This window comes from Allobosea lathyri, assembly GCF_900108245.1.
Lineage (GTDB): Bacteria > Pseudomonadota > Alphaproteobacteria > Rhizobiales > Beijerinckiaceae > Allobosea > Allobosea lathyri.
In genome coordinates, this window is the sequence record NZ_FNUY01000008.1 from 26,286 (window position 1) to 46,212 (window position 19,927).

At 61.8% G+C, this 19,927-nt stretch carries 19 protein-coding genes; 9 read left to right on the plus strand and 10 right to left on the minus strand.

Going from position 1 to position 19,927, the window contains the following annotated elements; genetic code table 11:
- The first annotated feature begins 5 nt into the window (after positions 1-5).
- Positions 6-1,289 (plus strand): carbon-nitrogen hydrolase family protein, encoded by a 1,284-nt coding sequence (locus tag C4S73_RS18410; protein ID WP_160115829.1) that lies wholly within the window; start codon positions 6-8, stop codon positions 1,287-1,289.
- Between the two features lie 43 nt (positions 1,290-1,332).
- Complete coding sequence (locus C4S73_RS18415) at positions 1,333-2,856, plus strand: helix-turn-helix domain-containing protein (RefSeq protein ID WP_146071407.1); 1,524 nt, start codon at positions 1,333-1,335, stop codon at positions 2,854-2,856.
- 454 nt (positions 2,857-3,310) lie between these two features.
- Here the strand turns inward: C4S73_RS18415 and C4S73_RS27965 are convergent, their stop codons facing one another.
- From C4S73_RS27965 to C4S73_RS18435, 4 genes are all read right to left on the minus strand, one after another.
- Positions 3,311-4,060, minus strand: coding sequence for a hypothetical protein (locus C4S73_RS27965; protein ID WP_146071408.1), 750 nt, complete (start codon positions 4,058-4,060; stop codon positions 3,311-3,313).
- Positions 4,061-4,192: 132 nt separating this feature from the next.
- Positions 4,193-5,128 carry a hypothetical protein gene (locus C4S73_RS18425; RefSeq protein WP_146071409.1) on the minus strand — a complete coding sequence of 312 codons (936 nt, stop codon included), beginning with the start codon at positions 5,126-5,128 and terminating at the stop codon, positions 4,193-4,195.
- A 29-nt stretch (positions 5,129-5,157) separates the two neighbouring features.
- Positions 5,158-6,342, minus strand: coding sequence for a DUF6161 domain-containing protein (locus tag C4S73_RS18430; RefSeq protein WP_103874003.1), 1,185 nt, complete (start codon positions 6,340-6,342; stop codon positions 5,158-5,160).
- Positions 6,343-6,367: 25 nt separating this feature from the next.
- Positions 6,368-6,847 carry a hypothetical protein gene (locus C4S73_RS18435; RefSeq protein ID WP_103874004.1) on the minus strand — a complete coding sequence of 160 codons (480 nt, stop codon included), beginning with the start codon at positions 6,845-6,847 and terminating at the stop codon, positions 6,368-6,370.
- A gap of 569 nt (positions 6,848-7,416) precedes the next feature.
- Between C4S73_RS18435 and C4S73_RS18445 the strand changes: the two genes are divergently transcribed.
- The 5 genes from C4S73_RS18445 (at position 7,417) to C4S73_RS18465 (ending at position 11,137) form a co-directional block, all read left to right on the plus strand.
- Positions 7,417-8,379, plus strand: coding sequence for a S1C family serine protease (locus C4S73_RS18445; RefSeq protein ID WP_425290356.1), 963 nt, complete (start codon positions 7,417-7,419; stop codon positions 8,377-8,379).
- A gap of 495 nt (positions 8,380-8,874) precedes the next feature.
- Complete coding sequence (locus tag C4S73_RS18450) at positions 8,875-9,117, plus strand: DUF3072 domain-containing protein (RefSeq protein WP_103874006.1); 243 nt, start codon at positions 8,875-8,877, stop codon at positions 9,115-9,117.
- Positions 9,118-9,454: 337 nt separating this feature from the next.
- On the plus strand, positions 9,455-9,799 hold the full coding sequence (locus C4S73_RS18455) for an ArsR/SmtB family transcription factor (protein WP_103874007.1): 345 nt from the start codon (positions 9,455-9,457) through the stop codon (positions 9,797-9,799).
- A gap of 29 nt (positions 9,800-9,828) precedes the next feature.
- A complete protein-coding gene (locus tag C4S73_RS18460; protein ID WP_103874008.1) occupies positions 9,829-10,269 on the plus strand; it encodes an SRPBCC family protein in 441 nt (146 codons plus the stop codon).
- Positions 10,270-10,423: 154 nt separating this feature from the next.
- Positions 10,424-11,137: a DUF1428 domain-containing protein gene (locus C4S73_RS18465; RefSeq protein WP_103874009.1), complete on the plus strand. Its 714-nt coding sequence runs from the start codon at positions 10,424-10,426 to the stop codon at positions 11,135-11,137.
- A gap of 285 nt (positions 11,138-11,422) precedes the next feature.
- Here C4S73_RS18465 and C4S73_RS18470 read toward each other — a convergent pair whose 3' ends face one another.
- Entirely contained in the window at positions 11,423-12,649 is a 1,227-nt protein-coding gene (locus C4S73_RS18470) for an SMP-30/gluconolactonase/LRE family protein (RefSeq protein ID WP_244595667.1), read from the minus strand.
- A 286-nt stretch (positions 12,650-12,935) separates the two neighbouring features.
- On the opposite strand from C4S73_RS18470, the gene C4S73_RS18475 reads away from it, so the two are divergent.
- Positions 12,936-13,769 carry a sulfite exporter TauE/SafE family protein gene (locus tag C4S73_RS18475; protein WP_103874011.1) on the plus strand — a complete coding sequence of 278 codons (834 nt, stop codon included), beginning with the start codon at positions 12,936-12,938 and terminating at the stop codon, positions 13,767-13,769.
- 21 nt (positions 13,770-13,790) lie between these two features.
- On the opposite strand, the gene C4S73_RS18480 is transcribed toward C4S73_RS18475, so the two are convergent.
- Together C4S73_RS18480 and C4S73_RS18485 are read right to left on the minus strand one after the other, a co-directional pair.
- The gene (locus tag C4S73_RS18480) at positions 13,791-13,967 is read right to left on the minus strand and encodes a DUF1289 domain-containing protein (RefSeq protein ID WP_103874012.1); all 177 of its coding nucleotides are present in this window, start codon (positions 13,965-13,967) and stop codon (positions 13,791-13,793) included.
- On the minus strand, positions 13,964-14,830 hold the full coding sequence (locus C4S73_RS18485; protein ID WP_103874013.1) for an adenosylcobinamide-GDP ribazoletransferase: 867 nt from the start codon (positions 14,828-14,830) through the stop codon (positions 13,964-13,966). The genes C4S73_RS18480 and C4S73_RS18485 overlap by 4 nt, the downstream gene beginning before the upstream one ends.
- Positions 14,831-14,946: 116 nt before the next feature.
- Between C4S73_RS18485 and cobT the strand changes: the two genes are divergently transcribed.
- Complete coding sequence (cobT, locus tag C4S73_RS18490; protein WP_103874014.1) at positions 14,947-15,966, plus strand: nicotinate-nucleotide--dimethylbenzimidazole phosphoribosyltransferase; 1,020 nt, start codon at positions 14,947-14,949, stop codon at positions 15,964-15,966.
- Between the two features lie 102 nt (positions 15,967-16,068).
- Here cobT and C4S73_RS18495 read toward each other — a convergent pair whose 3' ends face one another.
- The 3 genes from C4S73_RS18495 to C4S73_RS18505 all read right to left on the minus strand — a co-directional run bounded on the left by C4S73_RS18495 (position 16,069) and on the right by C4S73_RS18505 (position 19,847).
- The gene (locus C4S73_RS18495; RefSeq protein ID WP_244595668.1) at positions 16,069-16,578 is read right to left on the minus strand and encodes a DUF4399 domain-containing protein; all 510 of its coding nucleotides are present in this window, start codon (positions 16,576-16,578) and stop codon (positions 16,069-16,071) included.
- Between the two features lie 12 nt (positions 16,579-16,590).
- Positions 16,591-18,186: an SUMF1/EgtB/PvdO family nonheme iron enzyme gene (locus C4S73_RS18500; RefSeq protein WP_103874016.1), complete on the minus strand. Its 1,596-nt coding sequence runs from the start codon at positions 18,184-18,186 to the stop codon at positions 16,591-16,593.
- 143 nt (positions 18,187-18,329) lie between these two features.
- Positions 18,330-19,847, minus strand: coding sequence for a sensor histidine kinase (locus C4S73_RS18505; RefSeq protein WP_103874017.1), 1,518 nt, complete (start codon positions 19,845-19,847; stop codon positions 18,330-18,332).
- Positions 19,848-19,927 lie beyond the last annotated feature (80 nt).

The window sequence follows — 19,927 nt, forward strand, 5'->3', positions numbered from 1 at the left end:
GTATCATGGAAGAGCTTGCTTATGACGAGTGGTACGCTGAGGTCTCAGCGGCTCTCCCGGCGCTGTTTGAGCCGGTGCGCAGCGGGCATGTTACGCCCGAGGTCGTTGTTGGCCTTTGGCGCCTTCTCCGAATTGCTCCCTCCGGTCTTCGCGGTAAGTACGAGGAGGTCAGCGAAAGGGAGATCTTACACGAGGCCGATTCATGTATCCGGCCTAGCGCTCTGCTCGCCGTTCCTGATCCTGACACTCCGGACAGAGAAGCCTGTAGGATTATCGGAGGGCTACTGCGCGCGGCTGAGAATCAGTATCTGGAAGCCGAGACAGGCCGATCCGTCGATCCTGAGGAGTGGATCGTTTCGGCGGGCGGTAAGAGTTTCTTTCTGATCCCCGCGCCGAGACGGAGTTCGAAGGCTTCGCCAGTTGATAAAGCGAAAGATCAGCGCCCTTTTTCCCGCCGCGGCGTAACACATATGCGAGTGCTCCGCTGCGACGCGCGCGGACACCAAATCTTCCTCAAGGATCATCGCGAGTTGGGGCGTGGTCTGGCTGAATTTTCGTTCAGCGCCACCACTTTCTCGGAGGTTAAATTTCCAGAGGCCGACGGAGTGCGAGACGGCTGCTTTCTTGTTGCTGGCGTCGAAGGCCCCACAGAAACGATGGTTCGACAACAGCTGGCCGAGGCGGGGCAAAACAACAGCTTTGCGCACGTGTTCCCCGAACTGACCATCGACCCCGCTATGAGAAGCGTAATCTCCGACGAGCTTTTGGCGCTAAGCGAGCGGACTTTGCCATCCCCAGTCATCGTCGTTGGCGGCTCATTCCACGACGAGGTTGCAGGCGCGTTCACTAACCGGGGGTACGTGTACTCGGGCAGCGGAAAGCCGTTGTTCGAGTACCGCAAGATCGTTGTCTATTCCGATCCAGACAAACGGCACGAAGATATTCAGCCGGGGAGGTCGATCCCCGTCATGGTGACAGCGATAGGCTTGATCGCTTTTCCAATCTGCAAAGATCTTTGCCATTCGCATGACACGCCGTTCAGCGAGCTGGACGTTGATTTCATGCTGACGCCGTCATGCGGCGATGCCAAAACGATCAGGGAGCACGTTGGGGCTGCGCAGCGCCTTCACGATCGTTTCAGCTCGCGTCCGTTTGTCGCTCAACAATCATATCCACCGCGTGATGACGACGTGATCGGTTATGTCCTGCCGGCTACGGGCGGGATCCGAGGCCTGGTCGAAAAAGACACTTTTGTTCAGCAACATTTCAGCATTCGGGCCGTTACATGATTTGCAACGGGTTGGGGGGCATGCTTATATCGAATGTTGAAGTTTGCTGAACAATCTGAAGGTTGTCAGAATGTCAGATAATGGATTTGTCCTTCGTATGCGGGAGCTCGCGATAGGCGAGGTCGGCGCAGCCGAAGCAAAGTCGCTGATCGGCGAAATCGTCGGTCATTCGCCTGAGACTGCTGCCCGCAAGACCTATCCAGCCTTGCAGGAGATTGCTTGGCGCTTCATTCGAGCGCGATCAGCGCCTGAGGATCTTGACGATTGGATCGACGTATATCGTTTCAGTGAGCGTCTTTTCGAGAAAAAGGGGCTCGTTGACGCCGCCCGTCAGATCGAGGTGCTTGGAGACATGGTGGCTCGTACCGCGCGATACGCGGACTTGCAGCCGCCCGACAGCGCTCTTGGACGGCGCCATGTGCTGCCACTCCTAGAACACCTGGCAAGAGCCAACGGTCAGATGCCCCGCAAGGAGCTGAAGCGTCGTTTGGCGGTCGAGGAGGCAAACCTATCCCGCCTCATCTCAATGCTGGAGGCAGGCGGTCTCCTAGTTCGCAAGACCGCAGGCCGTGAGTCCACGATTGCGCTAACGACCGAGGGGCGCCGTGCCGTGCCTGAGCCCAAGCCACTCCAGGATGTATTTTCTGCGGTCGGCGCACAACTTCAAAGTGCGACTGGTATCGCGTTTACCGTGACTGACGAGGAGCATCGCCTCTTCTATAGCGAGAATTTCGATCGGGTGGTTGGGCTTCCCGGCGCGGCGGCAACCGAGCTTTCGGCGGCCCATCTCAATGCGTTCGATACCGACATTCAGACAGACGACAGTCGGTGGATGCGCTGCATTGCGCTGCCCTCTGAGGAGGGTAGATCCGCGACGATGTGGGTCGACGTGAGCGACCTCAAGAACGCTGCGGATCGAGCCGAGCAGGCTGTTACCGCACTAGAGGCTGAACTCGCTGCAGTTCAAGCAAGCCGGCAAGCGCTTGTCGCTCAGCAGAAGGAATATTGGGCGTTTCATAGCGCTCTTGGACGGCGGGTAGGTACGCGAATATTCGACCTTACAAGAAGCGCAGCAATTGCAGGAACGCCGGAGGCAGTCGCTTCGCAAGCGACAGGCTTTTTGAAAGAGCTAGCTGGGGTGCAATCTGTGGTTCTGGACAACCCGCCATATTCGATCACACACAATCAGCCGCATGGGGTTAGTGTTCAGAAGGTTTTTGATGAGGTCGTAGCGCTAACGAGCTTCTTTGCGAAGGATAAGCTCATGGCCGTCAAAAGTGGCCCTCTTCCCGATCTGGATATTATTCCTGACAATGTAATTGGCGCCTTCAAAAAGTGGGCAGCCATTGGCGTTGAATTTAAGGAGTTGAGTGTCAAACAGCGTGATAACTGCTTCGTCTTTGTAGGACTGCCAGAGGGAGGGCATCCCTTCCGTTCGAGCAAAGTGTCGTTATGGAGCTGCGACTTCGAGACGTGGGGCACCGAGACCGGTGCTTCAATCGATGACGAAGAGGGCGAGCTAGCTCCCATTGAGATTGTCGCGCCAATCTTGGGCAAATTCGGCTAGTCATTCCTAAGATGCAGGCGTCGCTAGGGTCGAGACTCAACGAAGCGAGCACGAGTCGAGAGCGGCGAGGTAAAGCCCGGGATACGTCTTTACATTGCTCATAGGTCCCAGCACCGAACGAGCGAAGCCGTCCTGTCCTTCACCGACTAGGCGTTAAAAGCCGCGACGGACCCAACCTAAGCCCTCCTGTGCGGGCTGGCTTGTCCGCAGCACGCATACGCCATTTCCGGACATTGGGCAGTTGCCGGAAAGCAGACCTTCGCAGCGACGCACGCCGCGGGCGAAATCGACCTCTTCTGTAGGGGAAGCGACGTTTGCCGCAGTTATACGAGACGCCCGCAGTCTCGACATCGCGCGAATTGCGATAGTCGCTATATGCCCAAGTCCTCGCAGTGCAGACCCCGGCTGATCTCCGCCCATTTATAGGATGGGGCGAGGGTCGAGCTGCTTGGCATCAGATAGGCGCGGGAACAATGCGCCAGTGGCGGCCCTTTGCATCCGCTGTGCTAAACTTGCCGACCGTGCTGCACCGTTCGACGCGCAGGAACCCGGATGCGACACGGGGCGGCTCCAACGCGATATGCAGCGGATGCACGTGGTTTCGCACCCAGGATGGAAGCGGCCCCTCAGGTAGGTCGCCGGCTGCTGGCGAGCAGAAGAGCATGTAGACCTCGATCCCGGTAAAAACTGCTGCGGGCAGCTGGGAGAGGCGTAGGAGCTTGTCGCGGGTTCCTGAGCCGCGCCAAGAACCTACTCCCTTCGCCTCGACAAGCAGCAGCGTCGTCCCCCACGCGATGACCAGGTCGATGTCCTGCTGCGTCCCCCGGATGATGTCATCCTCATTTACTTGGGAGACGGAAACCGCACTTTCTCCTCCCTTACGAAGCGTGAGCGCCGCGATCAGCCAATCGATGTGAAATCGGTTACCCACCAAGCCTCGGCTGGAACCTCGACGTGGGCATCGAACATCCGGATCGATCGCGTTAGCCGAGCCAAGAAGTCCAAGGAAAGGCAACGTGAGCGTGATCCCAACGCATCGCGGACAAGCCAGTTGCGCTCCTTGCGATTGAAGCGTTCCAGCGCCTGAACCAGTTCCGACATCGATATCCTCGTCATCCAGCGCCGCCGTTTGGGGAGTTCGAATAGCGGCACAGACGAACCAGATCAAAACCGCGCAACTTGCGTCGGTCGCCAGATTGAACATGGCGAGATGCCTGACACGATGAACCTGCTGCAAGCCCGTACAGATCGCCGAGATGTGGCGATGCTTCGGCGGCGGTTTGGGCCTAATCTAGCGACCCGTGTTCCAGGCGCCAGCCGGCAGTGTGCCCGACAATCAAACCTTCTTCAAATAGCCTCGCTCTACCATTTCGCGGCGGAGCGAGATCAGCTTGTCATAGATTTCGGAGCTGCGCAGCGCTCGTCTATCTGGGTCTATTTGTCCAAGCAATTCAAGCTCTTGGTTATGAGTATAATCTGTGTATGGCAGCTTGAAGCGAGTTATGATCATGTATAGAAACGCAAAAATTCCGGTTATTACAATGTATGCCCCAATAGAAATGCTGATCCACCCAAATTTAGGGTTGAATATCATATCATATATCATCCAAATATTGCATGCCACGTAAATCAGGCCGCTTCCACATAGCAGAGTTAAAAACGCAACTGCCGTGTATTTACCCATAAAAGTGTTTAGCGGATTAAAAGTAATGTGAGGCAAATTGTAGGGTGTATATGAGGGGTAATGTTCGCGGTTAAATATCTTAGCAAAATAAATCTGATGTAACTCGGGCGGTATCGACTTTATAACAATAAACTTAATGGTCGAATCCAGGATATGAAGACTGTTCTGCATCATAAGAGTATGGACCGCGATCATGTTGGTCACAAGCAGAAGGCCTTGAGCGATAGCTGGGCTATACTTTAAGTCAAACCCACCAACTTTAAAATCAATTTTCAGTGAAAGGAAATTAGCGAACAGAAATGAGAAGACACAGAGCGTCAAAATAAGCCTCTTTGCAATTTTGTCATGCAGATCTGTTCTAGTTTTCACTAATTCATCTAGAAAAGACTTGTCGAGCTTGTGCCCATCGACTTCATCGTACATCTCCAGGTCTCTGTAAATTAGTTCGCCTGAAGATAGCCACAGCTTAGGGGATATCTCGTTATACGCACGGCGTTCCCGGAGCTTGAACGCTATCATCACTGGGAGCCATAGCGCGTAGAACTTCGCGCTCTGGAGGGATGGCTTGATGCGCTTCCACACCGTCAAGAACAGCGCGCCTATTCCACGCCGGAGGCTCATTTCGAAGCGGCTTTCGACAGCAGAGAGGCAATCCCGATATCGGGCGCTCCATCGTCCTTCACGATGCCATCAGACGTCGATCTAAAGAGGCCCGTCAGGATGATCTTCAAATCCTCAGGGCCGACCTGCTCTTTCAATTTCAAGGCCAGGTAGGTTTGAACCATGATTGCCCGCTCTTCGGCGTCGATTGCGAGGTGATGCTCGCTCATGAAGAGGCGCACCATAATCCGGGCAGCCCAGAATGCGATCGTCGTGACAAACACGCCGATGCCGGCATATGCGATCGCGCCGGCACCTGTTCCCTTTGCGGCTTCGACGACAATCCGACCGGCAACGCTGTAAAGCAGCCACCCGAGAACCAAGGTGGCTCCAATGCCAAAGAGACACAGCGCTCTCCGCAGGAAGACCGCTTTGCCCTGGTGGCGAGCTTTCTTCTGCTCCCAGTATTCTACCGGGGCCTGAAGAGCCATCTGGACCTTGTAGGTTTCCTCGACGACGCGGATGTCTTTCTCCGCGGTATCGAACCGTTCCTTGGCTTCGTCTAGGCGTCTGTTCTGCCGTTTCACCCAACGGATGGCAGCTCGACGAAGCCGGGCTGTCGCAGCATCTCGCCTTTCCTCGATATCGCCGAGGAGCGTAGCGCTGTCCTCCGCAAATTTGCGGTGGTGCCGCGTGCCCTGTTCCGCAATCGTTTTGAAGGCTGCCCGATAGCTTTTCGCGCTGTTAGCATCGATGCCAATGTCAAAAGCCGCCGCGAGATGAGCACCTTGGATCGTCTCGCTATTCTGCGTCAGGCTGCCAATCTGGTTGGTAAAATACCCAACTGCGCCGGCGGCAACACCATCGCCGCGCGCCTCGGCGATTTCGGTTACGAGCTTGCCTCTGGGCCCGACCGATGTCGGAAAGCTAAAGGGAGATGTGTCGCCAAAAGCGAGGACGAGCAACTGGTTTAGCTGCTCCAGATAGTCTGGGCTGCTTCGGGCATTGCCGACCATGCTCTGAGCTTCGGCAATTCTTTGCCAAGCTGGACCACCGAGGGTTGATCTAACCAGCCTCCCAGGCGTGGCCTCGCTTTCGCTGTCGATAAATTCGTCTACCTCATCAAGGCTGTAGAAGAGGCGAGTTCCGCCGTTCTCGCCGAGATCGACAGTAATCAGCGGGGTACGCCGCTTGATTGGCATGATCGATGTGCTCCCTGCGCTCAGTTCAACGGCGAGGACCGGAGCGGCGGAACGACTTCGCTTCCTTCGCAATCCAAGATTCGAATCCGGCGACGTTGGCGCTCTCCGGCTCTGACAAGTGGCCGGCGATGCCTCGGAGGACGGCTTCAACAACCGGAGCCAGCGCCATGGCGGAGCGGAACGGAGGACCGTGCTTTGTCCTCAGATCCGCTCCCAGGCCGAGCAGGTAGGGAACGGCAGTCTCCTCGAACATGTAATCGAGGAGAAGGCGGGTCGGATGAACCTGCCTTTCCGCGTCGAGCTCATCCAAGTCTATCTCGGTGCCATCGTCTGGGCGCGCAAAGCCGAGATCTCCAAGGCTCACTCCGAAATGCTTTTCGGTGAAAACGTCTGCCTCCTTCTCGACGCGCTCGTCGTTATGGAGCCAAGTGGCGTCCTCAACTGCCAAGATGCCCGGCAGGTCGCGAATGATCAGTGGGCTAGCGGTCTTCTTCAAATCGGTCATGAGACATCTCGTGTCGCTTCAACGGCGGCCCTTCGCACGATCGTGGAAAAGGGCTCAGAGCGCCGACGAGCAGCTGGACACGATCATCGCGACGGGTAAGGTCGCGCTTGCACAGGCCGTGGGTCAGCTTCTCCCCGATCCTCGTCACGGGAGGCCGTTTCGGAATACCGAGGCGGCCTCTTGCGATTCGGACAGGCAAATTTCGCCGAAAAGCGGTCAATTGCCAATGATGTTCCCGGATCGTTCACGGGGGTTGTCCACCTCTGATTCGGATCAGGACGACGAATCGACACTTAATCGCCTGGCCTGCTGATGGTTGCGCTTCGGCAAGGCCACGGCCGCTCTCGGTGCCGACGCAGCCGGGCCGCCGTTGCCGATCTCATTGCATCGCCCAGGAGCAGACCTTCGTTACGTCAGCTAAGGGCCATTGTTCGCCTGCCGGCTCTTCTCGTGTGTCGCTGCTAATCGCGGCAGGGGCTGAAGGCGCGACGCTATGGCAGGAGGGCACCGAGATCGCTTTGCCTAACCGTGCGTGGGGATCTTGCGCTGATTGAGCTGGGTCATATTTCATGGAGGATCGATCGGCCGCCGCCGCCCCGTGCCGACTGGCTCTCCAGGAACTAGCCGTGGATATTTCCCTCGCACTCAAGTCCGTCGTCGGCGTCCGCTGCTCCATCCCAGAGGATGCGTTCACGGCGGCCGCGTTGGGCACCCGCAGGGAAGGCAGTGGCGTGGTGATCCGGGACGACGGGCTGGTTCTGACGATCGGCTATCTCATCACCGAGGCGGAGGAAGTCTGGCTGACGACGCAAGGTGGCCGTGTCGTACCCGCCCACGCCCTCGCCTATGATCAGGAGACAGGCTTCGGACTGGTGCTGGCGCTGGATCAACTCAACCTGCCCGCCGTCGAGTTCGGCAACGCCACGGCCGCCTCCGAAGGCGACGCGGTCGTGCTCGCCGACGGCATGGGTCAAGTCGTGCAGGCGAATATCGTGGCCCGACAGGAATTCGCCGGCTACTGGGAGTACCTCCTGGACAAGGCGATCTTCACCGCCCCTGCCCATCCGTCATGGGGCGGCGCGGCACTCGTCGGACGGGACGGCAAGCTTCTGGGCATCGGCTCGCTGCATTTGCACGTGACGCAGGGGAACGAGACCTCCGAGGTCAACATGAGTGTACCGGTGGACTTGTTGCCTCCAATCCTGGACGATCTGCTCCGCAAGGGCCGGGTCGAGAAGCCCCCTCGGCCATGGCTCGGCGCCTTCTCGGCCGAGGACAACGGCAAGGTCGTGGTGATGAGCGTGACGGAAGGCGGGCCGGCGGCAAAGGCTGGCATGCGCCCCGGCGACGTGATCTCGGACGTCCAGGACGGTGAGGTCGAAGATCTGGCAGACTTCTATAGAAAGCTCTGGGCGATCGGGCCCGCCGGGTCCGAGGTTCCGATCCGGGTTGTCCGTAATGGCCGTGAAGCCTGGCTTCGGGTCAGGTCGTCCGATCGCAACTCCTTCCTGAAGAAGCCGCAGCTGCAGTAGTCGAAGCAAACGGGATACATGCGCCTGCCGCGGTTCGTCATAGCGCCACCACTCGGCAGGCATCTTGTGAAGCGCCCGAACACGCGGCCATGATCGGCGCAGGAGGAGTAGAATTTGAGCGAACGATCCGAGCGGCACCGCACCGTGGACCAGCGAAGAGCTACAGAAGCTCAGGCTGCTTGCCGGGAAGGGGATGGCGCTGAAGGCGATTTCGAGGGCGATGACCCGCAGCGAGGAGTCGATCGGGGACCGCGCCAAGCAGGACGGCATCGGGACGCCAAGCCTCGCTGACCTGGCGAAGCGTACTGAGCCGACATAAGTCCGAACGACTCGTCCGGACTTCGCCCAGGAAATGGCGTCCTCCAGGCGGTCGTCTAATCGCCTTTCATAAACGTGGCGGACTTCATTCGCCCGATGGATCGCCCCCCGACATCCAGGGAACCAACAGTGAGGTCGACACGTTGGTAGAACAAAACAGAAACAGACAGGTGACCCATGAACCGCATCGACCGCGACGTTGAACCCGACAACCCCAAGCTCGATCCCCATCCTGCCGACAATACGGAGAAGCCACCGGAAAACTGGGTGTCCGGCGACGATCCGATGACCGGCGCCCAGACGTCCTACCTAAAGACGTTGTCGGAGCAGGCTAAGCAGCCCGAGCAGTTCGACAACGCCCTTTCCAAGGCCGAGGCGTCGATGCGGATCGACGCCCTTAAAGCGGCATTGAATGGCTGAGCCCATGTCGGCGGCTGGCTCAAGGATGGCGGCGATGGTCTGAAGCGGCCGTTCTTTCGACCGGGCGCGCCTCTCTAACCGGATGACCCGAGCGATGCTCGCGCCACGCCAATATTGGCCACAAACCTGTTGCGCATCGCAAGCGCCATTCTCGCTCATCGTAGATGGGCAGGGCCTACGGGCTCCGCTGGCTAGGTGCTGGCAACGATGCGCTGACGGGCCCGTTTTGCGGCAGTTTTGTTCAACTGCGGCAAACTTCGGTTTTCCCTACACCAGTCGCCTACCAGTCGCCCGACAGGGCTTGACGGTTGCTGCCATCCGCGCGTAAGTTAACTCCATGGTTAAGTTTCAAGAGACGCAGCTGGATCGCACCTTTTCAGCACTGTCGGACCCGACGCGGCGGGCGCTTCTGGCGCGGCTGGACGCGGAGGACGGGCTCTCGGTCAGCGAACTGGCGCAGCCTTTCCCGGTCTCGCTGCCGGCAATCATGAAGCATCTCGACGTGCTCTCGGATGCGGGCCTCATCACACGGTCGAAGACGGGGCGCACGGTGTCCTGTCGCCTCAATGCCGGGCCGATGGAGGAAGCGATGGGCTGGCTTGCACATTACCAGCGTTTCTGGACGCAGCGTCTCGACGCGCTGGAAGCCATGTTCAATGAACAACGGCGCAGCGAAGCCTGAACAGGCTGCAGACGGGGAAAGGCAACGTCATGGACAAGAAAGTCGAGGCGACCCCGAGCCTGACGATGAAGCGCCGGTTGAACGCCAGCCCTGCCGAGGTGTATCGGGCCTGGACCGATCCGAAGCTGTTGGCCCGCTGGTTCGGGCCCGAGAATGTCGAAACGATCGAGGCCGAGGTCGATCCTCGCATCGGCGGCGTCTATCGCATCGTGATGCTCGAAAATACCGGTGAACGACATCAGGTCTCGGGCGTTTATCACGAGGTCGTTGCGAATGAGCGGCTGGTTTTCAGCTGGGCCTGGGTCACGACGCCCGAACGGGTCTCGCGCGTGACGGTGACGCTGAAGCCCGACGGCGAGGAGACGATCCTGACGCTGCTTCACGAAAAGCTCTTCGACGAGCAGGCGGTGCGGGGTCACACCCATGGCTGGACCGGCTCGATGGTCAAGCTGGAGGCACTGTTCGCCTGATCGTGCGGTCGCGGCGCCCCGTAAACGGGGGGCTGCCGGGGCGAGGGTGGAGGCCTTGCGTCGGCGGGGCTCCATGACAGTGAGTTGATATCAACATTTTCCGACATTCGACCCGCCGGCGGGTGGCCGGCATCCAACAGGCAGGAGTGAAGCCATGATGTATGTGCAAGGGTTTGTCGTTGCCGTGCCGGCCGCGAACAAGGAGGCCTACCGCAAGCACGCCGCCGACGCCGTGGGGGTTTTCAAGGAGTTCGGCGCCACGCGGATGGTCGAGGCCTGGGGCGATGATGTGCCCGACGGCAAGGTCACGGACTTCAAGGGGGCGGTGAAGGCCAAGCCGGATGAAGTGATCGTGTTCTCCTGGCTCGAATATCCCAGCAAGGATGTCGCCGATGCGGCCAACGAGAAGATGATGAGCGATCCGCGCATGAAGGAGATGGGCACGAACATGCCGTTCGACGGTCAGCGCATGATCTATGGCGGCTTCTCGTCGATCGTCGACGAGGGCGCGCGCGGCAAGATGGGCTATACCGACGGCATGCTGGTTCCGGTGCCCACCCAGAGCAAAGCGGCCTATCGCGAGTTTGCAGCCGAGCACGCGGTCCTGTGCAAGGAACATGGCGCGCTGCGGATCGTCGACGCCTGGGGCGACGATGTGCCCGACGGCAAGGTCACAGACTATAAGGGCGCGGTGAAGGCGACAGGCGACGAGGCCATCGTCTATTCCTGGATCGAGTGGCCCTCGAAGGAGGTTCGCGACGCAGCCTGGGCCAAGATGATGGAGGATCCGCGCATGCGCGATCGGCCAATGCCCTTTGACGGCAAGCGCCTGGTCCATGGCGGCTTCGCGCCCATCCTCGACGCGTAGGCCGGAGCATGCCGATTTTACTCGGAAACACTGGGTCATCCCGGGCTTGACCCGGGATTCATGCCGGAGCGTTTGCGGTCATCGTTCAGGCATGGATACCGGCTCTGCGCGGAGTTTATCCTTGGGCCGACCGAAGGTCGGACCCGAGGGCTCCGGCCGGGATGACCCGCGCTTCCACGAAAACGCAGCAGGCTCCTAGGTCCTCGACCCGGAGCTTGCCGAGAGGCTCGCAGGACGCCCCGGAGCGGAACTACCGCTCCGGGGCGCGTGTTTTTGCAGATCGCTTCAGCCCGGTCCGGCTCCCTGCGTGCCGAGATAGACGGCGTAGAGCGATTGGCTTGCCGCCATGAACAGCCGGTTGCGCTTCGGGCCGCCGAAGGTGATGTTGCCGCAGACCTCCGGCAGGCGGATGCGGCCGATGATCTTGGCTGCTGGGTTGAACACAGTGACGCCGTTATAGCCGACATTGCGCCCGGCATTGGACGATGCCCAGAGATTGCCTTCGACATCGCAGCGCAGGCCATCGGGCCCGCAATTGATCCCGTCGATCATGCAGTCGGAGAACCGTTTTCCGTTCGAGGTCTTGTTGTCCGCACCGATGTCGAAGACGTGAATGTCGCCCTTGCCGCCCGGCCCGGTATCGCCCGGGCCTTTCCCGGTCGAGGCGACATAGAGCTTCTTGTAGTCAGGCGAGAAGCACAGGCCGTTGGGGTCCGGCACCTGGGCTTCGGAGACCACGAGATCGATGCGCCCGCTCGGGTCGATGCGGTAGCAGTTCGTCGGCAATTCGCGCTTGGCCAGCCCGATGCCCGGCGGCTGGCCCAGTCGCGGGTTGAGCTTGCCGTTGGCGTTGCTGGGGCCGCCGGGTGCATCGGGCGCGCCCTCGTAGAGCTGGCCGCCATAGGGCGGGTCGGTGAACCAGTAGCTGCCATCGGGATGGGCCACGATATCGTTGGGTGAATTCAGCTTCTTGCCTTCGAAGCTGTCGGCAAGCACGGTCGCCGAGCCGTCGAGCTCATAGCGCACGACGCGACGGTTCAGGTGCTCGCAGGAAAGCTGCCGGCCCTGGAAATCGAAGCTGTTGCCGTTGCTGTTGCCCGATGGCGAGCGGAAGACGCTGACATGTCCGTCATCCTCGAGCCAGCGCAATTGCCGGTTGTTGGGGATGTCGCTCCAGAGGAGATAGCGCCCCTGCGCGCTCCAGGCCGGCCCTTCCGACCAGAGCGCGCCGGTCCAGAGCCGCTGGATCGCGCTATTGGGCTGGGCAAGGCCGTTGAAGGAGGGATCGACCGCGATGATGTCGGGGTCCCAGAAATAGGTCGTCGGCGCGCCCCTGCGGCTGAAATCGCGCGGTGGATTGGTGATCGTGCTCGGAGGTGCGGCCGCTCCCGTTGCGGTTTGCGCCAGCGCGGGACTGGCAGCGGCGCTGAGGGCGCCGAGCCCTGCCGCGGCGATAAGCGTTCGCCGCGAGAGCCTGCTCTCTTCAAATGTCTCAGCTGTTGGGTCTGTCATCATAGCCTCCCTGAATTGTTATGGTTGAGACGATTTTCCCGATTTTGCGGCCTGTCCGGTGTCGTTGCGCTCCTCTTCGCCCTTTGGCCGTTGCTGCTGTGCAGGGGGATACTAGCACGCGATCCCGCATCGACATCCACCAAGCAGGCGAGCGCCGAATTGGGCGAAAGAGCTGCCTCGCCACGGTTCCGTGACCAGCCCGGGCATGCCTGTCCTGCCGCGAGCGGCTTGCTCCGGCTGGCGAAATCGCCCACAGGGTCTGCGTTGCCCCACCCGGACCGATCTCATGCTTGCAGGCATTCCTCTCGGCGACCTCGCCTTCCTCGCCGTCTCGCTTATCGCGGCGGGCGCCGTAACCGGCCTGCTGGCGGGCGTTTTCGGCGTCGGCGGTGGCGCGGTCATCGTGCCGATCCTCTACGAGGTCTTCCGCGTCATCGGCGTGCCCGAGGATGTGCGCATGCCGCTCTGCGTCGGCACATCGCTTGCGGTCATCATCCCGACTTCGATCCGCTCCTTCCAGGCGCATCGTGCCAAGGGAATGGTGGACATGTCGATCCTCAAGGTCTGGGCGGTCCCCGCCGTGCTGGGCGTCATCGCCGGCAGCGTCATCGCGCGCTATGCGCCGGCTGACCTGTTCAAGATCGTCTTCGTTGTCGTCGCGGTTGCGAGCGCGCTGCGGCTGCTCTTCGCCTCCGACCGCTGGAAGCTTGGCGACGAAATGCCGGGCGCCGTCCTCATGAACATCTATGGCGCCATCATCGGCGTGCTCTCGGCGCTGATGGGCATCGGCGGCGGGCAGCTCTCCAGCCTGTTCATGACCTTCTACGGCCGCCCGATCCATCAGGCGGTCGCGACCTCGTCGGGGCTGGGCGTGCTGGTCTCGATCCCCGGCGCGCTCGGCTACATCTATGCCGGCTGGCCGAAAATGGACGTGCTGCCGCCGCTCTCGCTCGGCTATGTCTCGTTCATCGGCTTCCTGCTGTTCATCCCGACCAGCATCTGGACGGCGCCGATCGGCGCGCGGCTGGCGCACAGGTTGTCGAAGCGCAAGCTTGAGGTCGTCTTCGGCCTGTTCCTGCTGGCCGTCGCCTCGCGCTTCATCTGGTCGCTGCTGACCTGACGGGCGTTTGCGGCTGAGCGCCTAGACCGGGCGTTCCGCCAGCCGCTTCGGCAATTTCGCCATCACCGCAAGCCGCTGCACCTCGCTCATCCCGCTCCATTGCGCGATTTCGGCAAGGGTGCGGCCGCAGCCCTGGCAGAGCTTGCTGGCAGGATCGATCACGCAGATCTTGATGCAGGGCGTCGACGCGCCGCTCATGCCGCGCCACTTCCCAAGGCGAGCGCAAAGCCGAGATAGATTGCAATCTCGGCGATTTGCTGGGCCGCGCCGAGGATGTCGCCGGTTTGGCCCCCGATCAAACGACGAGACAGGCGTGCAAGGCCGCTTGCCGCCAGGTTCGCCAGCAGAAGTCCGAGCAAGAGGCCCGCGAGCGGCAGCGTCGTCGTCATCATGCAGAGGAGGGCGAGCCCTCCCGAAAGCGCGAGAGCGAACAAGGCGGTGTCACGCGAAGGCTGCCCCACCGCAGCGGCTGCTCCGGTGCTGCGCGCCTGCGGTTGCGTGGCCAGCAGGCGCAAGCCTTCGGCGCGCGACCAGGGGGCGGCGATGACGAGCATGACAACGGCCGCCCACATGCCGGCCACGTCGAGCACCGAGCCCAGCGCCGTCACCCTGAGCAGCACCGAGAGCCCGAGCGCGAGCGCGCCATAGGAGCCGACGCGGCTATCCTTCATGATCTCGAGCCGCCGCTCGACCGTATGCCCGCCGAACAACCCATCGGCCGTGTCGGCGAGACCGTCCTCGTGAAACGCCCCGGTCGTGAGCACCGAGGCTGTCACGGCCAATGAGGCCGCGAGCGTCGAGCCCAGCCCGGCGAATCCTGCGCCCAGCAGGACCAGCGCAGCCGGCAGGGCGATGACGATGGCGGCAAAAGGCAGCGCACGCGGCACGCGGCGGAAGTCGGGCAGGGCGTGAAGGTCGGTTTCGCCGGGCAGGGCGGGGACAGGCAGGCGTGAATAGAAGCGGATGCAGATCGCAGTCGCGATCAACCAGCCCGGCCAGGCGGGCGGATTTGGCGGCTCGGCCGGCGTCGCGCTCGCGATATCGTTCTGCGCATCGGCCATGCTGCGTCGCCGTCCTCGATTGTCTTCCGGTCCCCGAGCCTATAGCAGCAGCGGCGAGCCGGCCGCCATGGCGAAGCACCGGCGCTCATCCCGGACCGCCCGACGAGACGCCTGTAATGTCTGCCTCAGGACTGCCCTTCGACGATATCCGCGAACTCATTGCCGCCATGCCGGGGCCCGACATGGCCGCCGCCAACGCCGTGCGCGCCCGCGACAAGGATCTCACCAAGCCGGCCGGCAGTCTCGGCCGCATGGAGGAGATCGCCGAATGGCTTGCAGCCTGGCAGGGCAAGGCCAAACCCACTGTGGACAGGCCGCTGGTGTGCGTTTTCGCTGGCAATCACGGCGTCGTCGCGCAGGGCGTCTCGGCCTTTCCGCAGGCTGTGACGCGCCAGATGCTGGAGAACTTCGCCGCGGGCGGCGCGGCGATCAACCAGATCTGCGCCGCCTTCGATCTCGGCTTCAAGGTCTTCGATCTCGCGCTCGATCTGCCGACCGGTGATTTCACCCAAGGCGATGCGCTCGACGAACGCGCCTGCGTCGCCACCATGGCCTTCGGCATGGAGGCGCTTGTCGGCGGGACCGATCTGCTCTGCCTCGGCGAGATGGGCATCGGCAACACCACCTCGGCGGCTGCGATCTATGCCGCGCTCTATGGCGGCGACGCCGCGCTATGGTGCGGGCGCGGCACCGGGGTCGACGATGACGGGCTGAAGCGCAAGATCGCCGCCGTCGAAGCCGGCCTTGCCCTGCATGCGTCCCATCTGAAGGACCCGCTCGAAGTGTTGCGTCGGCTCGGCGGCCGCGAGATCGCCGCGATCTGCGGCGCGATCATCGCTGCGCGCTCGCAGCGCATCCCGGTCATCCTCGACGGCTATGTCGTGACGGCCGCCGCGGCGATCCTGCACGCGCTCGATCCATCCTCGATCGACCATTGCCTCGCCGGCCATCTCTCGGCCGAGGGCGCCCATGCGCAGGTGCTCGCGCATCTCGGCAAGCAGCCCTTGCTGGCGCTCGACATGCGGCTGGGGGAGGGCACAGGCGCAGCACTCGCCGCCAGCCTCGTCAAGGCCGCGGCCGCGATCCATTCGGGCATGGCGACCTTCGCGCAGGCGGGGGTAGCTGGGAAGGGGTGATGCGAGCTTGCGCCCTCAACGAATACTTGCGGCCATCTCGGGCATTGGCGAATGGGGGCTGCCGACCCCCTAGCTACCCTTGGGGGACCGCTTTTCTTCGCGTTAGGCGCCCTTCCCACTAACTTTCTTCGACGTTCTCGCCGGTGCCGCTGTCAACACGGTTATGGTCACCTTCTTCGAGATGAGCATCGGTTTGAACGGCCGGTGCTCGGGGTCGCCCAGCACCAATTGGAGTGTGTGCTTTCCCGGCGGCAGCTCAAGCCTCGCCTCCGTCTGGCCCGCACCGAAGTGAAGATGCTTGTTGTCGGTCGGAAGCGGCTCCTCGGGATCGATCTCGTCGGTGACATCGACCAGAAGGTGGTGATGTCCGGCATTTGCAGCTGAGCTGCCGGCCTGCGTCACACCCATGTTTCGGAGGCCAAACCGCACCCAGAACTCCCCGCGGATCTGCGCGCCGTCCCACGGATAGATGATGTACAGGCGGGCATCCGGAGCCGGCGCACGTTGCGGTGTGGGGGGCTTAGGGGTTGGCGCCGTCTGCGCCAGGGCTCCCATAGGTAGAAGGCCCGTGACAGCAAAAGCAAACCAAATACTGCTGGCTGATCGGCCCATGGAACCCTCCTGTCAGAGCGAACGAGCTATCCTGAATCCGTGTGCCGGGTAACGGACTCCCGTATCGTAATGGGTTCGGCTCGCTGGCCTCACGGAGGCCGCGTTGCTTCGCCAGGAGCCACCTCTCAAGACGTTCTCGCGGCAATTCTCGGTCGTTCTAGGGGAGCCATCCGAGGGCGCATCGCGGTAGTTGGCCAGCCAGCAATCGGCCACCCACTGCGCAACCCCGCCTCCGAAATCCGCGCCGCCGAACGCATTGCGTGCGAAACTGCCGACCGGCATCGGAGCCTTCGGGTCCTGCGTCGCGCCGCAGTCCCTGCAATTGGCCTTGCCGGGTTCGAGTTCACGGCCCCACCAGAAGCGGGTCGAGGTACCCGCCCTGGCGGCGTATTCCCACTCCGCTTCGCTCGGTAAACGGTAAGGCTTACCGGTCACTTGCATGAGCCAGTCCGCATATTGCTTGGCATCGAGCCAGCTCAGATTGCGGGCCGGTGCGCTGTCGCTTCCGTCGAGGACGAAGGAGCAGCCCTTTGCCGCCGCGCATCGGTTCCACTCGGCGACGGAGAGGGGAGACAGACCGATTGCGAATGGCGCGATGGTCACAGTCCGGATCGGTTGTTCCGACGGGTCCTCGTCGCTGCCCATCCGAAAGGACCCGCCGGGTATTCGGATCATTTCGGGGCAGGTTTCGCAGTCGCGGAAGCCGGACGCGGTTTGGATCATTCGCGCGGCAGGAGGGTTCGGGGCCAAGATCGCGACCTGCGGAGCTGAAGTGGGGACGCCTGGTGCAGGATCGGCAGGCGGCGCCAAAGGCTTGGCCGCATTTGCAGTATCGCCGGCAGGCGGAGCAGCGGCCGGGGGCCTTGCCGGATCGTTGGTCGCGGAGGTCAGCGGGACGGGTACCGCTTGGGGCAAGCGTTCGGCCGACACCAGATTTGCCCTTCCGCCGACCGGCCAGTGGCCGGTGGAATAGAGTCCGGCGGCAACCAGCGCAAAGGCTGCCGCGATGCCGACTGGGAGCCAAAAGGGCCATCTTTTTCTCGCCGCGCCGCTGAACGAAGCAGGGTCGGGAAGCACACGATAGATGCGAACAGGATCAGTGATGTTCTTCAGCTTCTCGTCGCCGAGCGGCTGATAACCGCAGACGAGTTTGTTCTTAATCTGCTCATAGACGCCGCCTGAGATGTAGACGCCGCCTGGTGTCGCGAGAGCCTCCAGGCGGGCGGCGATGTTGACGCCGTCGCCGAATACATCGTCCGGTTCAACGATAACGTCGCCCAGATTCACCCCGATCCGGTACTGCAGCCAATAGTCCCGTGGCAGACCGGTGTTTCTTGCTGCCACTGACTGCTGAATGACAATCGAGCATCTCACGGCTTCGAGCGGGCTATCGAACATGGCGAGGAAGCCATCGCCGGTGTTCTTCACAAGCCTGCCGTAGTGCTCCTCAAGCGTGGGATCGACGATCTCGCGGCGCACATGCTTGAGCCGGCGAACGGTCCCTTCCTCGTCGCGGCCCATCATCTGGCTGTAGCCAGCGATGTCCGCCGCGAGAATAGCAGCGAGCCTACGATGAGCATGCGGATGAGTTGAAAGCTCTTCGCGCATCACAACACCACGAGTGATCAGACGGCCCTCGACCTCTCCATATCAGCTAACGCGCCCAGCGTCGAATTTGCCGTCCGTTACCTTGCCCTCATTTCTCCGCCTAAGCTTACCCGCGCGACGCGCAGCCCCGGCACATCCAAGCTCTACGCCGCCCTTGTCTTCGGCTCCGGCAATGCAGCCAGCGTATCCATCACGCGCTCCGCCGGCAGGGTGATCGTGACTTCGGTGCCCGCCCGCGGTTTCGATTTCAGATGGAAGCCGCCATTGTGCAGGTCGAGCAGGCCCTTGACGATCGGCAGGCCAAGCCCCGAGCCTTGTTCGGCCGTCTTGATCGCCAGCGACCCGCGCCCGAAGGTCTGCAGCACGATCGGGATCTCGTCCTCGGGAATGCCGGGGCCGGTATCGGCAATCGAAACATATTGCCCGCCATTGGCGGTCCAGCCGACCTTGATCGAAATCTCTCCGCCCTGGGGCGTGAATTTGATCGCGTTCGACAGGATGTTCAGGACGGCCTGCCGGATCGCCCGCTCATCGGCCCAGACCTTCGGCAGATCGGGCTCGACCGCTTCGCGGATCGTCTGGCCCTTGGCCTTGGCGCGCAGGTTCAGCATGTGATGGCAGTCGTCGACGATGCCGGCGAGTGACAGCGCCTCTTCGTTCAGCTCGTATTTGCCGGCCTCGATGCGCGACAGGTCGAGAATCTCGTTGATCAGGTTGAGCAGATGCTGGCCCGAACCGTGGATGTCGGCGGAGTATTCCTTATAGGCCGCATTGGCATGCCCGCCGAAAACCTCGTTCTTCATCACCTCGGAGAAGCCGAGGATCGCGTTGAGAGGGGTGCGCAGCTCGTGGCTCATCGTGGCGAGGAAGCGCGATTTGGCGAGATTGGCTTCCTCGGCCTTGCGGCGGGCTTCGTCGGAATTGGCGGTGGCGGTCTCGAGTTCCGCGATCAGCGCATCCTTCTCGGCCCGGAACTCGATGGTCGAGACCGAGCTCGCGTAAAGCCGGTTTGCCAGGAAGACGAAGAAGAGCTGCGCCGAGGCCGCCATCAGCGCCATGGTGACGCTGTCGATGTCGGACCGTCCCCAGAAGAACAGCCCGATCCCGGCCGCGATCGGCGCAAGTCCGGCATAGACGGCAATCGGGATCGAGGCCGAGAGCATCACGGTCAGAGCGCTGACGATGAGCAGCGTCGTCGTGACGAACACCTTGGCGCCGGGCGCGTCGACCAGCGCGAACAGCAAAAGGATGAGGGACCAGGACAGGCCGTGCAGCCCTTCCGCCAGCGTAAACAGCCTGCGCCAGAGCCGGATGCCGAATTCGCTGGTGGATTGGTTGAGATAGCGCCGGGACAACAGCACGATGACCATCGAGCTTAGCAGGACGCCGCCGAGCCATGGCATCACCATGTAGACGGGAATCCACAGGCAGGCAGCCGCCGCGACGCCCATGGCCAGCACCAGCGTGCCGACCGAGCCGGTCATGCGGTATTGCGCGAACAGGCGGAGCAACTCGACGTCGAAGGCGCGTTCCAGACCGGTCGACGAGGTCAGGCGCTCGCGCACGGATTTGACCTCGCGCGTGATGAGCTTGCGGCGCGCCAAAGCGGCCGGGTCGGGCCCGCGCCCGCGCTGCACCTGTTCGGCCGTCACTTCCGCCATGATGAGGGACGTGTTTCCTCTTCCCGTCACGCGGAATGCGCAATCGGCTCGCCATCATGGACAGCAAATCGTTAAGCTCT

Excerpts from the sequence above, each read along its gene's own strand:
- C4S73_RS18410 (WP_160115829.1), top strand. The coding sequence starts at position 6 with ATGGAAGAGCTTGCTTATGACGAGTGGTACGCTGAGGTCTCAGCGGCT.
- C4S73_RS27965 (WP_146071408.1), bottom strand. The coding sequence starts at position 4,060 with ATGTTCAATCTGGCGACCGACGCAAGTTGCGCGGTTTTGATCTGGTTC.
- C4S73_RS18430 (WP_103874003.1), bottom strand. The coding sequence starts at position 6,342 with ATGCCAATCAAGCGGCGTACCCCGCTGATTACTGTCGATCTCGGCGAG.
- C4S73_RS18435 (WP_103874004.1), bottom strand. The coding sequence starts at position 6,847 with ATGACCGATTTGAAGAAGACCGCTAGCCCACTGATCATTCGCGACCTG.
- C4S73_RS18445 (WP_425290356.1), top strand. The coding sequence starts at position 7,417 with ATGGAGGATCGATCGGCCGCCGCCGCCCCGTGCCGACTGGCTCTCCAG.
- C4S73_RS18450 (WP_103874006.1), top strand. The coding sequence starts at position 8,875 with ATGAACCGCATCGACCGCGACGTTGAACCCGACAACCCCAAGCTCGAT.
- C4S73_RS18455 (WP_103874007.1), top strand. The coding sequence starts at position 9,455 with ATGGTTAAGTTTCAAGAGACGCAGCTGGATCGCACCTTTTCAGCACTG.
- C4S73_RS18460 (WP_103874008.1), top strand. The coding sequence starts at position 9,829 with ATGGACAAGAAAGTCGAGGCGACCCCGAGCCTGACGATGAAGCGCCGG.
- C4S73_RS18465 (WP_103874009.1), top strand. The coding sequence starts at position 10,424 with ATGATGTATGTGCAAGGGTTTGTCGTTGCCGTGCCGGCCGCGAACAAG.
- C4S73_RS18470 (WP_244595667.1), bottom strand. The coding sequence starts at position 12,649 with ATGACAGACCCAACAGCTGAGACATTTGAAGAGAGCAGGCTCTCGCGG.
- C4S73_RS18475 (WP_103874011.1), top strand. The coding sequence starts at position 12,936 with ATGCTTGCAGGCATTCCTCTCGGCGACCTCGCCTTCCTCGCCGTCTCG.
- C4S73_RS18480 (WP_103874012.1), bottom strand. The coding sequence starts at position 13,967 with ATGAGCGGCGCGTCGACGCCCTGCATCAAGATCTGCGTGATCGATCCT.
- C4S73_RS18485 (WP_103874013.1), bottom strand. The coding sequence starts at position 14,830 with ATGGCCGATGCGCAGAACGATATCGCGAGCGCGACGCCGGCCGAGCCG.
- cobT (WP_103874014.1), top strand. The coding sequence starts at position 14,947 with ATGTCTGCCTCAGGACTGCCCTTCGACGATATCCGCGAACTCATTGCC.
- C4S73_RS18495 (WP_244595668.1), bottom strand. The coding sequence starts at position 16,578 with ATGGGCCGATCAGCCAGCAGTATTTGGTTTGCTTTTGCTGTCACGGGC.
- C4S73_RS18500 (WP_103874016.1), bottom strand. The coding sequence starts at position 18,186 with ATGCGCGAAGAGCTTTCAACTCATCCGCATGCTCATCGTAGGCTCGCT.
- C4S73_RS18505 (WP_103874017.1), bottom strand. The coding sequence starts at position 19,847 with ATGGCGGAAGTGACGGCCGAACAGGTGCAGCGCGGGCGCGGGCCCGAC.